This window comes from Tropicimonas sp. IMCC6043, from assembly GCF_004146235.1.
GTDB lineage: Bacteria > Pseudomonadota > Alphaproteobacteria > Rhodobacterales > Rhodobacteraceae > Tropicimonas.
In genome coordinates this window covers 1-14398 of sequence record NZ_SELO01000065.1, presented here as the reverse complement: position 1 = coordinate 14398, position 14398 = coordinate 1, and the positions used below count along the sequence as shown (strand labels likewise).

12 protein-coding genes and 2 pseudogenes are annotated in these 14398 nt (G+C 61.2%); 9 read left to right on the top strand and 5 right to left on the bottom strand.

Going from position 1 to position 14398, the window contains the following annotated elements; translation table 11 throughout:
- Positions 1 to 128 precede the first annotated feature (128 nt).
- The 3 genes and pseudogenes from EU800_RS24150 to EU800_RS24140 form a co-directional block, all read left to right on the top strand.
- Positions 129 to 464, top strand: a pseudogene (locus EU800_RS24150) (transposase); the annotation flags it as partial.
- A gap of 34 nt (positions 465 to 498) precedes the next feature.
- Positions 499 to 1026, top strand: a pseudogene (locus tag EU800_RS24145) (transposase); the annotation flags it as partial.
- 302 nt (positions 1027 to 1328) lie between these two features.
- Entirely contained in the window at positions 1329 to 1805 is a 477-nt protein-coding gene (locus tag EU800_RS24140) for a TspO/MBR family protein (protein ID WP_129636049.1), read from the top strand.
- A gap of 264 nt (positions 1806 to 2069) precedes the next feature.
- On the opposite strand, the gene EU800_RS24135 is transcribed toward EU800_RS24140, so the two are convergent.
- Together EU800_RS24135 and EU800_RS24130 are read right to left on the bottom strand one after the other, a co-directional pair.
- Positions 2070 to 2636, bottom strand: a complete 567-nt coding sequence (locus tag EU800_RS24135; RefSeq protein WP_242500807.1) for a histidine phosphatase family protein — start codon at positions 2634 to 2636, stop codon at positions 2070 to 2072.
- 13 nt (positions 2637 to 2649) lie between these two features.
- Positions 2650 to 3153 carry a glutathione peroxidase gene (locus EU800_RS24130; protein WP_129636051.1) on the bottom strand — a complete coding sequence of 168 codons (504 nt, stop codon included), beginning with the start codon at positions 3151 to 3153 and terminating at the stop codon, positions 2650 to 2652.
- Positions 3154 to 3528: 375 nt separating this feature from the next.
- Between EU800_RS24130 and EU800_RS24125 the strand changes: the two genes are divergently transcribed.
- Positions 3529 to 5379, top strand: coding sequence for an extracellular solute-binding protein (locus EU800_RS24125; protein WP_129636048.1), 1851 nt, complete (start codon positions 3529 to 3531; stop codon positions 5377 to 5379).
- Between the two features lie 276 nt (positions 5380 to 5655).
- On the opposite strand, the gene EU800_RS24120 is transcribed toward EU800_RS24125, so the two are convergent.
- Positions 5656 to 7704, bottom strand: coding sequence for a UPF0149 family protein (locus EU800_RS24120; protein ID WP_129636047.1), 2049 nt, complete (start codon positions 7702 to 7704; stop codon positions 5656 to 5658).
- 617 nt (positions 7705 to 8321) lie between these two features.
- On the opposite strand from EU800_RS24120, the gene EU800_RS24115 reads away from it, so the two are divergent.
- The 3 genes from EU800_RS24115 (at position 8322) to EU800_RS24105 (ending at position 10926) form a co-directional block, all read left to right on the top strand.
- On the top strand, positions 8322 to 9641 hold the full coding sequence (locus EU800_RS24115; protein ID WP_242500808.1) for a hypothetical protein: 1320 nt from the start codon (positions 8322 to 8324) through the stop codon (positions 9639 to 9641).
- Between the two features lie 3 nt (positions 9642 to 9644).
- Positions 9645 to 10442, top strand: a complete 798-nt coding sequence (locus EU800_RS24110; RefSeq protein WP_129636046.1) for a hypothetical protein — start codon at positions 9645 to 9647, stop codon at positions 10440 to 10442.
- A 295-nt stretch (positions 10443 to 10737) separates the two neighbouring features.
- A complete protein-coding gene (locus EU800_RS24105) occupies positions 10738 to 10926 on the top strand; it encodes a hypothetical protein (protein ID WP_207209992.1) in 189 nt (62 codons plus the stop codon).
- A 145-nt stretch (positions 10927 to 11071) separates the two neighbouring features.
- Here EU800_RS24105 and EU800_RS24100 read toward each other — a convergent pair whose 3' ends face one another.
- On the bottom strand, positions 11072 to 11380 hold the full coding sequence (locus EU800_RS24100; RefSeq protein ID WP_129636045.1) for a polymer-forming cytoskeletal protein: 309 nt from the start codon (positions 11378 to 11380) through the stop codon (positions 11072 to 11074).
- 289 nt (positions 11381 to 11669) lie between these two features.
- On the opposite strand from EU800_RS24100, the gene EU800_RS24095 reads away from it, so the two are divergent.
- Both EU800_RS24095 and EU800_RS24090 read left to right on the top strand, forming a co-directional pair.
- Positions 11670 to 12290 (top strand): exopolysaccharide biosynthesis protein, encoded by a 621-nt coding sequence (locus EU800_RS24095; protein ID WP_129636044.1) that lies wholly within the window; start codon positions 11670 to 11672, stop codon positions 12288 to 12290.
- Positions 12291 to 12495: 205 nt separating this feature from the next.
- Positions 12496 to 13425, top strand: a complete 930-nt coding sequence (locus EU800_RS24090) for a glutaminase (protein ID WP_129636043.1) — start codon at positions 12496 to 12498, stop codon at positions 13423 to 13425.
- 179 nt (positions 13426 to 13604) lie between these two features.
- Here EU800_RS24090 and EU800_RS24085 read toward each other — a convergent pair.
- Positions 13605 to 14398, bottom strand: a 794-nt coding sequence (locus EU800_RS24085; RefSeq protein WP_165354827.1) for an ATP-dependent RecD-like DNA helicase, incomplete at its 5' end; no start/stop codon positions are given.

Genomic DNA, 14398 nt, shown 5'->3' with positions numbered 1-14398 from the left:
TCCTCATCAGTGTGGTTCAGCCAAACCACTGTTGAGACCTGAAAACCGGTTATGGCCACCAGCTGCGCAACTCGGGGGCTCCGCAGGCGGCCATAACCTCCCGAACCGAAGGATTCCCGACGTGCTACGGCCCGGAGTTCGTGGCTAAGGCGGTGCGCCAATGGATCACCGCGGTCGGCGCCAGGACCGCATACATCGAGCCCGGGTCACCCTGGGAGAACGGCTACTGCGAAAGCTTCAACGCGAAGCTGCGGGACGAGCTTCTCAACGGCGAGATCTTCTACAGCCTCGCCGAGGCGAAGATCGTCATCGAGAGTTGGCGGCATCACTACAACACGAAGCGCCCGCACTCATCGCTGGGATATCGCCCACCGGCTCCAGAGGTCGTGCAGTGGCCGGCTCCGCCATCCGGAGCCGCTTCGCCGGCCACCCCAACCGTAGCACCCAGGCCCGTCATGCACTAAGACTGAAACCGGACCACCCGATAGGGGCAGGCCATGGGGCTGGTTCTATCTCAGCACAATCCTCGACGACCACAGCCGCTACATTGTCGCGTGGAAGCTCTGCACGACGATGAAGGCCAGCGACGTGACCGAGACGCTGGAATTGGCGCTGGAGGCGTCAGGCTGCGACGACGTCACGGTCCTGCACAAACCGCGACTGCTCTCCGACAACGGGTCGTCTTATGTCGCCGGGGATCTCGCGGACTTCCTCGAGGACAAGGGTATGGATCACGTGCGCGGCGCTCCCCACCATCCCCAGACCCAGGGCAAGATCGAGCGTTGGCATCAGACCATGAAGAACCGCATCCTGCTGGAGAATTATTACCTGCCTGGCGACCTGGAACGGCAGATCGAAGCGTTCGTCGATTACTACAACAACCGGCGATACCACGAGAGCCTCGGCAATCTGACGCCCGCCGACGTCTACCACGGCCGCGGCGCCCAGATCCTGTCCATGAGAGAGGAGATCAAGAAACAGACCATTAAGAAACGCCGCTTGCAGCATCAGAACGCTGCCGCATAATCTCAAACGGAAATCGAACCGGAACCCTCGCTACGAGAAAACCCCACGCTCTCCGAAAAACTCTGAAGACGGACAGTTTCGAGACGGGGCCGGACTGGCGCGAATTCAGGCTGCGCTGGTCAGCTATCAAGCCATCGGGAAGCCTGCTTCCGAGCGGTGTGTCACCGGAAGCGATCCGATCGGTTGGGCTTGTGGCCTACGGGAGGGATCGCACTGCGGATGTATAACTGGCAGAGCTTGGTGTCTACTTGGCCGATCATGCCACTTGGCGGCTGGATCTCCCCAAACGACGGAAAAAGACCATGACATTCCTTCTGTTCCTGATCTTCCTGGCAGCCTGTTTCGCGGCGGGCTCTACCGGTGCTTTATTCGCGCCTGGAGAATGGTATCGCGGTCTTCGCAAGCCCGCATGGACGCCTCCTTCCTGGGTATTCTCGGTGATGTGGACATCACTGTACCTGTTGATGTCCTGGGCTGCTGCCCGTGTTGCAGTCGCAGACGGAAGCGGTCTCGCATTGGCGCTATGGGCGCTCCAGATCGCACTCAACACCCTGTGGACGCCCGTCTTTTTCGGTTTGCATCGAATGCGCTCCGGGTTGGTAATTATTACTCTGTTGTGGGTTTCTGTGGCAGCGACAGCCCTTGCATTCTTTCAAACCGACACTTTGGCTGGCGTCATGCTGGTGCCATACCTCGCATGGGTGTCAGTCGCCGCTTGCCTGAACTACTCGATCCTTAGGCTGAACCCGGATCAGGCTCCCGCGAAATCAGCGAGGTAGGTTTCAGAAACCGGCTTTTGAGCCAGTGAGCTTCACCACATTAGGCGCCCCCTTGCTGGCTCGGCACTTCGCGGCTTCTGGAACACCGGAACAGCGGACATATGGGTTTTAAGAACGATAGTCACCAAAAGCCATCCGCTGGCTTTGAGGACAAGTTACTTGCTCGAAGTCTGAACATATTTTCGCGCCGGTCGGGCTCTATTTGACATTGGTTCTGACCGGGTGCCCACCGAGAGCTGCGTTGTCGGCGGAGCGTGGTTGTCTTCAGTGGTCGATCGACAGGCGATCAATAATTTCCAAGGCGCCGTCCGACATGCGGATCACAAGAATTTCGCCGGATCGAGGATAAACACCTGCCAATGCAGTAATGTTCACCTGATGCGTCACCAGGATCGCCGGACCTTCGAGACGCTCTAGCAGGTCAAGCGTTGCGGCCGTTTGCGCGGCGCCGGCTTCCGGTCGCTGATAGAACGAGTTTAACTCCGGAGCTATTTCTACGGCAGCCAAGCCCAGAAGTTCTGCGGTCTCGCGACAACGGCACCAGGCGCTGCTCAGGACATGATCGATTTGGACCGCTTCTGCACGCAAGGTTTGACCGATGACTTGAGCCTGCGCGCGGCCGCGTGCGTCGAGATTGCGCTGCGTGCTGCAGTCACCGAGACGAAAGCCCTCCGGGTCGCCCGTGCCGGGCGCCAGCGCATGACGCATCAACCCGATAGCGCCTGGTTGGTTGAGTGCGCTCCAGCCGTCGGCAAAGCCAAGGCTTGGGACGATCATTGCGAAGACAAAAATATGCTTACGAAGCCAGGTACGACCGGGGCAAGAGACCATTCTTAAAGTCCCTTCAATTCAGCAATGCTTCGATCTCACGCGTAATTGCGGGGGATAGCGGCCTCGTCAAGGATCCCCAAGTCTTCACGACCTCACCGCCCGGGTCGACCAACACCTTATTGAAGTTCCAACGCGGGACGAACCCCGTCTCGGTCCTCACAGATATGTAAAACGGATGCGCCTGCGCGCCGCGGACGGGCGTGATGTCGGTCATGGGCAAGTCGAGGTCGAAATTCAGCTCGCAGAAATCCTTAACTTCCGAGCCACTGGCCAGCTCCTGCCGGAAATCGTTCGAAGGGACCGCGAGAACCTTGAGACCGCGATCTCGGTAGCGGTCATAGAGCGCCTGCAAGCCGTCATACTGCGGAGTGAAGCCACAAAGGGAGGCTGTGTTGACCACGAGGATGGGATAACCCCGCCAGTCCTCCAGCGAGATGGTGCCCCCGTCTATCGAGTCGAACGTCCCGGACACAGGACGTGCATCAACGTGGCTTGCAAAACCGACAATTAGGCTCATGAGCGCGATACGTAGCAAGTCCAATCCTCCATGATTGATCTGTTACGTTGGAGACAGGCTGCCGGATCACCCGGAGGTATTCATGTGCGGCGTCGGTAATACCTTCGATGAGGTTGCGGTCGAGCGTTGAAGACTCCCACCCCCCGAAGCCGTTCAGGTCACCCGCGACGACAGCAGATGCGGAGAGGAGTCCAGCCACAATCGATTGGACCTCTGCGTGACAACCTCGCGAGTGATTGCTCGGTGGACAGGTCGGGCCGATCGGATAGGCTCCATGCATGCCAGTGGGAGAACCGCAACTCGAACCTGAGGTCGCGCACTGGCGAAGGTCGTGGTGCCTCCTGCTCAACCAGAAGGACATAACAGGAGCCCGAAATGCGCCTCATTATCTTCGTGACCTGCCTCCTCGGCCTTCCCTTCGCAAACTTGGCGAGCGCCACCACCGAGGGGAGCACTGTCGTTAGCCACGGGTTTTCCACCTTCGGCGATCTCAAATACCCACCCGACTTTCCCCATTTCGACTATGTCAATCCCGACGCCCCCAAGGGCGGCAAGATCAGTTTCCGCGGCACCGGCGCTTCGAATACCTTCGACAGCCTCAACGATTTCATCCTCTCCGGCGAACCTGGCCAGGGTCTTTCCCGGCTCTACGACACCCTCATGGTCCGCGCCTGGGATGAACCCGACGCGGTCTACGGCCTGCTGGCCGAGCGTATCGAATATCCCGAGGATCGGTCCTACGTGATCTTCCACCTGCGCGCCGGTGCCCGATTTGCGGATGGCGCACCGGTCACGGCGGCGGATGTCGCCTTTACCTTCGAGACACTGGCCAAGGACGGCCTTCCCAGCTACCGCGTGCTGCTCGAGAACGTGGCGACAACCGACGTGATCGACGACCGCACGATCCGGATCGACTTCGATCCCGATGCGATGACCCGCGACCTGCCCGGCGAGATCGCGCAGATCCCGATCCTGCCCGCCCACTACTACGAGACGCGGGACTTCACGCGCTCCACGATGGAACCGCCGCTCGGCTCGGGGCCCTACCTGGTCGCGAAGGCCGATCCCGGCCGTTCGATCACCTATTGCCGAAACCCGGACTACTGGGGCGCCGACCTTCCAGTGAACATCGGCAAGGACAATTTCGACTGCGTTGTCTACGAGTATTTCGCGGACAACACTGCGGCGTTCGAGGCGCTCAAATCCGGCGAGTACCTGTTCCACGAGGAGTTCACTTCGGCCGTCTGGGCCACGGGCTACGACTTCCCCGCGCTCGACCGCGGCTGGGTGCTGCGAGATGTAATCCCCGACAATCGGGCGGCTGGCACCCAGGGTTTCTGGATCAACATGCGGCGCGCAGAATACTCCGACCCGCGCACGCGGCAGGCTCTGGCCATGCTGTTCAACTTCGAGTGGTCGAACGAGCAACTCTTCCACGGCCTCTATACACGCACCGACAGCTTCTTCGAGAATACCGATATGCAGGCCGAGGGCCTGCCGGAGGAGGCCGAACGCACCCTGCTGAAGGAGTTTCAGGACCAGCTGCCCCCGGAGATATTCACCGAGCCCGCCTTCACACTCCCCGAAAGCACGGCAACGCTGGCGGATCGGCGCGCCCTGCGCGGTGCATCTCAACTGCTCGATGCTGCAGGCTGGACCGTGGGCGACGACGGGCTTTGGCGCAACGCGGCCGGCGAGGTCCTGGGCCTCGTATTCATCGCCGGCGGCACCGCCTTCGCTCGCATCGCGTTGCCCTATGTCGAGAACCTCCGCCGTGTCGGGATCGATGCCAGCTTCAGCCAGATCGATGCCGCACAACTGCAGCAGCGCCTGGAAGAGTTCGACTACGACATGACGATCCGACGTTTCGTCCTGAGCAACACGCCCTCGGTGGAGCTCCGCAACTTTCTCGGCAGCGGCAGCGCGAATACCCCGGGCAGCTACAATGCAGCGGGCCTCGCGGATCCGGTGGTCGATGCACTCATCGACCGGGTGATCGGCGCCGGGAGCCGCGAAGAGATGGTCACGGCCGCCCGAGCACTCGATCGCGTTCTGCGCATTCATCACATCTGGGTGCCGAACTGGCACAAGGGTGAGCATTGGCTGGCCTATTGGGACGTCTTCGACCGCCCCGAGATCAAGCCACTCTATGACCGCGGTGAAGACTACTGGTGGTTCTCCCCGGAGAAATACGAGGCGCTGCGGGCCGATGGCGCCCTTCGCTGACACCCAGGCGCCCTGCGCCGCACCGGGCCAGCCACCGGTGCGCCCGAGGAGTCGGTCTTCAATACCGATTGGGAGTGGCTCCCTGGCCGGACGGCAGCGCTGCTATGATTTGGCCACGGTGCCCGCACGACAGCCGGCCAAGCACTTCTGTTTCCGCGTAGGATATAGCGCCCACTCCTGGGAACGCCGCAAGTGTTGAACATTCGGTCGGCGTGCGGGTGCCTGGGGCCGGAACATCAGAAGGCCCCGAAGCCATCCCATCGCGGATAGGTATACCTATTTCCGCAAGGCGTGGCGCCGAGCCACCCAGGACGGCAGCACCGCACGAAGTGTTGTGCCATCCGCGCCCTTGGCGATCTGCCCTATGTCGCGCAGGACGCGCTTGTCGTCTGCGGCCAGTGACTTTGTCGGCCAGGATCGTCGGGTCGCTGCCACGAGGTCGTCGAAGCCCGCCGCCCAATCCCGCAGACCGTCTTCGTCGAGCGCGGCAAGCGCGCGGGCTGTGGTCTCCGGGTCGCCAGCTTCATCGTCGGCGAGGTTGGCTTGCACAACAACGAACTCCATCAGCTGATCGAGCGCGCCTTGACCGGGAAACGCGATTCCGCCGAGCAGCGCTCCCAGCCAGGCCTCCGGCGCGGGTTCCAGCGGTGTGATCGCCAGCGCCGCGAGATAGCCGTGAAGATAGGCCTCGGTCACCCCGGCATGCGCGAGAAGAGAACCGGCCCCATCCTGCTCTTCGCTTCGTGGCACCGGCGAAGCATTCCCTTCGCGCTCCGAATGTGCTTCCAGCGTCATCGCCACGATCTCGGCCATGATCGGGATGCGTTTGAGCGACCGACCCTCGAGAAGCGCCTGCGCCACCGCGGCGAATGACAGCCAGAACGCGGGTTCCACCCCGGCCTCTTCCTTCAGTGTCGCCGCCGAGACCGCGAAATGCCGCGCCCACCAGTCCCGTCGGGTCCCGAGATGCTTCCAGACAGCGGTTTCGCTCCCCTTCTCCGTGCGCGCCCGCGTGATGGCGGCGCGGAGCGTGCCGGTATCCTCGAACCAGCTATCGGCCTGATCGAAGAGCTCGATCCAGTCGGCGCTGGCCCTCACAAGCTCGGTGCGGTGGGCCGCCGGAAGACCCGCGAGCGCCTCGGCTGCGCCGATGGACGCAAGAATGTCGTCGGTCTCCGCGGCGGCGGGGATCAGCGCAGCGAGGCCAAGGCGTTCGGCCAGGTCCACTATCCCGGGCGCGGGCAGGTGCCCAAGCGCCAGGCCCTCGCCAAGACCGCGCGCCAGAGCCGCGACCAGCGCATCGGGCGAGATGTCGAAGGTTTCGATCTCGTCCAGGACGCCGGCAAGCATCTGTCTTTGCTCGGTCGCGCTTGCGCAGGGGATGATAAAGGCATCCTTCACGCCGTGGCCCTGCTTCAGCATTGCCATCGCAACGCCGCGCCGGCTGCCGGTCTGGACGGCCGCGATCAGGCTCTGCGCACCGGCGCCATCCGGCAGGCTGGCGGCGGCCCGGTGAATCTTTGCGGTGGGTGCCTCGGTCCGCGCCATGCCGCTGCGCATCTGACGCCGGATCGCCCCGTCGAGGGCGGCGCGGGTGGAATCGTCGGGCAGCCACTTCCGGATTGCGGGCAGGAGTGCGGCAAGGTCCGGGGCCAGCCCCCCTGTTTCGGCGCGGGACAGGAGCACCGTCGCGGCGGCGAGACGGAGATCCGCTTGCGGATCCAGCAGCCAGTAGAGCCCGAGCCGCGCCTCCACAGCGCCGGGGCGCGCGAGGATCATGGAGACCACCATCGCGGCAAGCTCGGCCGGCAGCCCCGCGAGGAGTTCGCCCAGTGCGGCATGGACCTGCAGCGGCTCATCGCCGATCTCCTGCAGGATCGGGTCGAGCAATGCATTGAGGTCGGGCATGTCCTCGGAAGCGGCGCCGGCCTCCGCCATGACATCGGCGGTCAGGGTGGCAAAGGGCGGCGGCACCAGGCCCGCGCGGGCGTAGATCCGGGCCAGTCGCAGACGTAAGACTGGCGCGAGCGGCTGGCCGGCGTCCCGCGCGGTGATCGCGGCGGCGACGGCGTCGAGCAGCGCGGTGCCCTCGGGCGCGTCATTCTCTGCGGCCATGCGCGCCTCGTCGAGGGCGCTGGACAGGAGTGCCGCGGCCGCCTGCGTCGTGGCATCGCTATCCGGGTCCACAGCGGCGGTGGCCACATCCGCAATGGCTGCGGGATCGGCCAGCAGGACGCGGGCGCCGTCCCGGAGCAGGCGGGCATGGGTCGCCTCATCCGGAGCGGTGGCGATGGCGGCAATCAGGGGCGTGGGTGCATCGGTCATGACGACAGAATTACGGCACCAGGCAGAACATGCCAACTGCCCTGGCGAACGCCGATACGTCCGAACTTCCGCATCCGGATCGCGCAACCCGGGACAGGGCCGCCGTAGCAGGCCGAGTTGCTGAATGCCGCATGAACGTCCGGTCTGGCGAAGCTGCACCGCGGCAGCGGTCTCGGATGTCATTGTCACCTGTGGGCCAAAGCTGTGTGAAAACTCCGGGCCCAAATTGCTCTCGTGGACCTCGCTGCCACCAAACGCCAGACATACCACTCAGCTTCGCTAGAGAGCGACGTCAGACGGCGTTTTCGTCCGGTTCGGGCGGACACCAAGAGTTTTCACACAGCCTCGGCCGTTCTCGACGGCCGGTCTAATGCTGCAAGCGCATAAAGCCTCCGCCCAGGCGCTGTCGATCCGAGTTAGAAACTGCCGTTCGTTACATTGAGCGCAAAGGGCTGCTATCGAGCAGCATGAATGTCGCGTTTCTGAACGGGTAAGGTCTTATTCTGATGCCGACATGCTTTCATAGAAGTGCCGGAGATGTCAGGAAACGCATAGGTGCGACATGCGAGGCGATGCGGTGCACCTACGGGTACCTATATGAGTAAGGTTTGAACAACGTGACGGGGGACAAGGTGACAGAAGGAAGACAGAAACTCACCGCGGCCGAGGCAAAGGGGCTCCGTACGGCAAAGGAACTCGAGAGCCACCTCGCTTGGCTCGACACCTTTACACCCGCGGCCCTTGGCGTGCTGGCAATCGCCTCTGGAATCTACACCTATCTCGGTGTGTCGTCGCTTCTAGAAGATACCGGAGCGATGTCGTTCTTTGCGGCGGTCGCTTATTCCGTCGCCGTGTCAGTCGGTATCTTCGTCTTCTGGAGCTACATGCTCCGTCTTCTTCCATCGATGCGCAGCGCCGCCGGGTTCATTGGCCTGACAATCTCCACGATTGTAGGATCTTTTGCCATCGTCGCTATGTCGAGTTGGCTGAACGCGGCAGCGCTGGCCGGTTCCGCGGCAGTCGAACAGCATCTCGACAATACCGTGCGTGATTATCAGGCAGCGCTGGAACAATCCCATGACATTGCCTTGTCGGGTCAGTCTCTTGGACGCGAAGTCCAGCGGGCAAGGGAAGCCTTCGAAGCCCTCGCCAATCAGGAACGGTCGGGAGAACTGTCGGGAACGGCGGGTGAAGGAGCGGTCTTTCGTGTGCTCACCCAAAAGACCGAAGAGCTCCGAAACCTGGAGGCACAGATCGCCGAGCAGCAACCCCTGATCGAGGCTGCATTTGAAGAAGGAAATGAAATCCTCGGGAGGATGCGTGCTCTAACAGTCGCTCCCGGTCCGGTCGAGCAACGATCGGTCGCATTTTCCGAAGAAAGCGTCCGGCTTGCCGGTGTCATCTCGAACTTGAACCAGTATTCTGTCGCTCCGCTCGTTTCACGTGCGGCAGCAGACCTTCCCGCTTCCGTTGTCCTTCCCGAACTGGATGGCCGTAATAGCGCCGTCCGGGACGCCCAGTCCTCGACAATCGCGTCAGTGCTCGACGCACTGGATCAACGTAGCCGGACGCTCAAACAGGCTGCCGGCGAGGTGCTTGCAATGGAACCACCGCAAGAGACAGCCTACAATCCTATTTCGAGTGCCGACGCCGTCATCAGGTATGCAGGCAGCTTCGTTCCGTCGTGGGCGGGCGCAATTGCCATTGATCTCCTTCCGGCTATCCTCGTTTTCGTTCTGGCCATCGCTCAGGCGGCGATTCGCAGCGGTCGAGACGGCCTCAGCATCGAGGAAACGCTTACCCTGGCTGATCTGAAAGCGGCGATCAATGCAATGAAGGATGTCGAAGCCTCGATGGCAGTCGCTGACGGCGAAATCCATCGCAAGATGACGAATCCGGAACCGGAGACTTCGTCAAAACTGGAAGCGGCAGAGTAGAACATGCTCTCGCCAGAGGCCCTGTCTTCAAGGATCAGCATCCGCCGTGGTCTGCGTTGGGTTCTGATCGCGCAGGCGGCAATCGCGGTATTTCTGGTGCTCTCGGATTTTCAGTCGCGATGGCTTCCGCGGTTTGCCGGCAACGAGGCGCTGCCAACCGGGCCGGTCCACCCCGGCGATCAAGTGAGACGGTACGATCCATCACGTACTCGGCCGGATTATACCGGCCCCGCCAACATACCGGGTATCGAATTCCCGGAAGAACTTCCCGAACGCCTGGAATTCACGCTGCAGACTACTGACGAGTTCGGTGAGGTAATTCTGGTGACAGGACAGATCGAACCGGGTGACGGTAGACGTTTCGACGGGTTCCTGGCAGGACTGAAAGATCCGCCGTCACTGATCGCATTGAACAGCCCGGGAGGCGTAGTGGAAGAAGCCTTGTCGATTGGCCGGGCTGTGCGGAATCTGGAGGCTGACACGATCATGCTACCCGGGGCGTTATGCCTGTCGGCGTGCCCCTATATCCTTGCAGCCGGGACCGAACGTCAGGTCTCCCTGCAGAGCGCTGTCGGCCTGCACCAGCACTACTACGAGACACCCGGCTACATGCCCGTCTTCCTCGCGGTAGAGGGCATTCAGGCCGGTCAAGGCCGAACGATGGAATACCTCATCGAAATGGGCATTGACCCGGGAGTAATGCTCTACTCGCTTGCAACGCCCCCGGACGAAATCTACGTGCTGATCGAAGAAGAACTGATTGAAAGCCGGATGGCGACGAAGGTATTTGGCGGCCAATGAGCCAGTTCACCTAGTCCCGGAAGAATTTGCTTGGAGCTCTGGTTTCAGGGCTCCGGTAGTCCGGTTCAGAAGGAGTTGTGCATCCAGTAGATCACGCTCGGCTTGCATGATCGTGGGCTGTCCGCCCGGATAGCCGGAAAGGTGACGCAGGGCTTCCTCGACCACGTATCCCGCTTGGGTCACACGTTTCCGCGCTGCGACTTAGATCTCATATTTGTTCGTCAGCATCGTGGCCTCGTGTCTGTCCTTCGAAGTCACAGGAACCGATGGAGCAGTATTTTTCACGCAGGAACGCATGAACGAATTGATGATCTATTCGGGTTCGGGCGGCAGGTCGGGCTACCAAAAGATCGAAGCTGGGCCTGAGCAGGATCATTACGGCCGGTTCTGTCCTGCCCCAGGACATCACCTCGGCTTCAACGATCTGAAGGTTATAGAAGTCGCAGAGCTTCTGAACGCCTATTCAAGCCTGAAGAAACTCTGACCGACAAGACAAACTCGCTACAGCAGCCTACGGATATTTGCGACTTGGTGTGTGCAACGGGAGCAGGCATGAACATGGGGATGTCCTCGGGCGCACATCCGTCAACCTGCAGTGGGAGGCTTCCTACTGAGGCAGGCGTTTGGCTTCAGCCAACCGCAACCTTGCCGTGAACCTTGGCGCCCGAACTCATCGACATGGTTTTTGCAGACACGTCGGCCTTCAATTCGGATTTTTCTTCCAGGGTGAGTTCACTGCACTTGGCGCTCCCTTCAAGCGCTCCGGATATCGTCACGTTCACAGCGGTGACGCCCCCCTTCACGTGACCTGAAGAAAGGATTTCAACAACGTTGGCATCAATATCGCCGACGACTTTTCCGCTGATGGAAACCGTCCCATCTTTTGCTTTCAGATTGCCCTCAATCGTCAGGTCTTCCTGGATTACTGTCCCGCTCATAGTCCCCTCCGAAATCCGCTCCTGAGCGCATCTACGCCGCTGCCTCCGATCATGTTTGCTGGCGACCGGACCGGCAAGCTGTTGCGTATCTGCGGAGCGAGACTGAAGTAGTCTGCGGCAATCCGGTCAAAGACGTCTCCCCGGTCCAGTATTGTCTCGGCGATTTCCAGCGACAACGTGACTGGATTGCCCCCGCTCTCTTTTCGGATTTGGCATGTCAGATGCATCTCGGGATTGCATAAGGCCGATTGAAGCGTGATATCCGGGACGTTCGCTTGAGAGGGACAGGATGCAACGGCAGGACGGATTACGCAGGCGGCCATCCCTTTCACTACCTATCCTGCGGACTTCGCGCGACCATCACCTTGCGGGAACATTGACGCTCGGCAACCTGCTGTCGTCGTTGGGCGAAGCATCGTTCGGATGGGCGATCGTCCTGTTCTCTCTGCTGACATTGCTGCCACTGCCACCAGGATCGTCCCTCATCACCGGTTTGCCGCTACTCGTGACGACAGGCCAGATGATGCTCGGTTTCCCGTATGTCAGGCTTCCAGGACGGCTCGCGCGTCTGGAACTCGACCAGGCCAAACTACGACGGACGGTGCTTCGCCTCCGTCCCGTCACCCGCAGGCTGGAGCGCGTGCTGACGACGCGCCATACAGCGCTTTTCACGAGACGGTACGAGCGAATGTTGGGCCTAATTCTGTTCGTGATCGCCTTCGCACTGTTTTTGCCGGTGCCCTTCAGCGGCTGGTTCCCAGCCATCTCGCTCTTCATTGTGGGCGTCGGCCTGGTGGAACACGACGGTTTGGTCGCGGCAGTGGGGATTAGCTTCGGCGCCGTTTCGGTCGTTCTGGCGGCTGCCATCCTGGCATCGCTCGCCGCGGGCGCGGAAGGCATGATCCATTGACACGGGGGGTCAAGGTTACTTGGATGCGCGGAACTCCAGCTACTGCCAATGGAGTGGACCTTTGGCGGGCAGTGCACTGCCGAGCCTCACCTCTGCCAGGATACCTTTCATGTGCAAATCCGCTATGGCCCGGTGAGCCGGCTTTGTCCGCGGGCTGTTTGTGACATGGTCTGCTCGGTTCACACCAGCACGAGAGGAGATTGCCATGACCGAGGCGCTCGAGCGATTTCTTGTCGATCTCGATACGGAGATCAGGAGACGCGGCGACTGGGGTGACGTGGCGGATTACATCCCTGAACTTGCCCGGGTCGATCCCGCACAATTCGGGATCGCGGTCTCACTGGCCGACGGTCAGACCGTCACTGCGGGGCAGGCAAGTAAACCGTTCTCGATCCAGTCGGTTTCGAAAGTATTTTCCCTCGCATGTGTGCTCGGCCGGATCGGCGAGCAGGTGTGGACTCGAGTCGGGCGAGAGCCATCGGGGCGACCATTCGATTCAATCCTGTTACTTGAACAGGAGCATGGCCGTCCCCGAAATCCATTCATCAATGCCGGGGCACTGGTAACAACCGATGAACTGCTGACAGGGCGCGCGCCAAAGGAGGCGTTATCCGAGATTCTGGCGTTTGTTCGCGCAGCCGCTGAAGACGAAGACATTCATATCGACAAGGCAGTTGCCAGTTCAGAGGCGGAAACCGGCTATCGCAACGTTGCACTGGCAAACTACCTGAAATCCTTCGGAAACCTGAAAAGCCAGCCGGAGATGACGCTTGGAACCTACTTCCACCAATGCGCAATTGAAATGAGTTGCGTACAACTGGCCCGCGCCGGACGGGTGATAGCCGGTCTCCCAGATGCACCGCGCCTGCTGACACCCCTCAAGGCGCGACGCATCAATGCGCTCATGATGATGTGCGGCCACTACGACGGTTCTGGCGACTTCGCCTTCCGGGTTGGGTTGCCAGGAAAATCCGGTGTCGGCGGAGGGATTCTGCTCATTGCGCCGGAGCGGGCGTCCATCGCAATTTGGTCACCCGGGCTCAATGCCTATGGAAACTCCATGATGGGCACTTACGCTGCCGAACAATTGGCTCAGAGAATGGAGTGGTCTGTATTCGGGTGCCGCACGGGGTGAGAAAAGTCGCTCATCTGCAAATGAGCGGTGGAGCGTTGATGACGGCCGCAGAAAGGGCCATCACATCCGGTCGATCCTGAAACCGCAAGCCGGTTCGCTTTGACATGGCCCTTGCAACGGCCGCACAAACAACGAATATGCCGTTGCCGGGTCTGCAGCTTCAATTCTCCGGCTGGCTTTCACGTCGCTCCACCGTCGGCCAGCCATTCGTGCAGCTTGGACCACCGTCTCCGACCTGACACGTTCTTAATCGCGATAGCCACGGCCTTCCGCTGGCCGACAAGCACCACCAGCCGCTTGCCGCGGGTGATGCCGGTGTAGAGCAGGTTGCGCTGCAGCATGGCGTAGTGCTGAGTCATCACCGGGATCACAACGGCCGGGTACTCGGACCCCTGGCTCTTGTGAATCGTAGCGGCGTATGCCGGCACAAGCGTGTCCAGTTCGCCGAAGCCGAAGGTGACGTTCCGGCCATCGAAGTCCACCGAGAGTTCCTGCTCCTCGGGATCGATCCCGATGACATAGCCGATATCGCCGTTGTAGACCTCCTTGTCGTAGTCATTCTCGATCTGCATGACCTTGTCGCCGGGCGCGAAGGTCCAGCCGAACCGCTCGACCTTGGTGTCTCCCGAGGGGTTCAGGGCGGCCTGCAGTTCGACGTTCAGAGAACGGGCACCAACACCGCCGCGGTTCATCGGGCAGAGAACCTGGATCTCACGGATCGGATCGAAGCCGAAGCGCCGGGGTATCCGGTTGCGGACCAGTTCCACGATACGCTCGACCGCCTGCTCGGGTTCGGCGGCCGGCACATAGTAGAAATCCGTCTCTCCGTCAGGTTTCGAGAGGTCCGGTATCTGGCCCTGGTTGATGCGGTGCGCGCTGGTGATGATCTGGCTGCTGGCGGCCTGGCGGAACACCTCGGTCAGGCGCACCACGGGCACGGAACCGGAGCCGATGATGTCGGCCAGAACCTGAC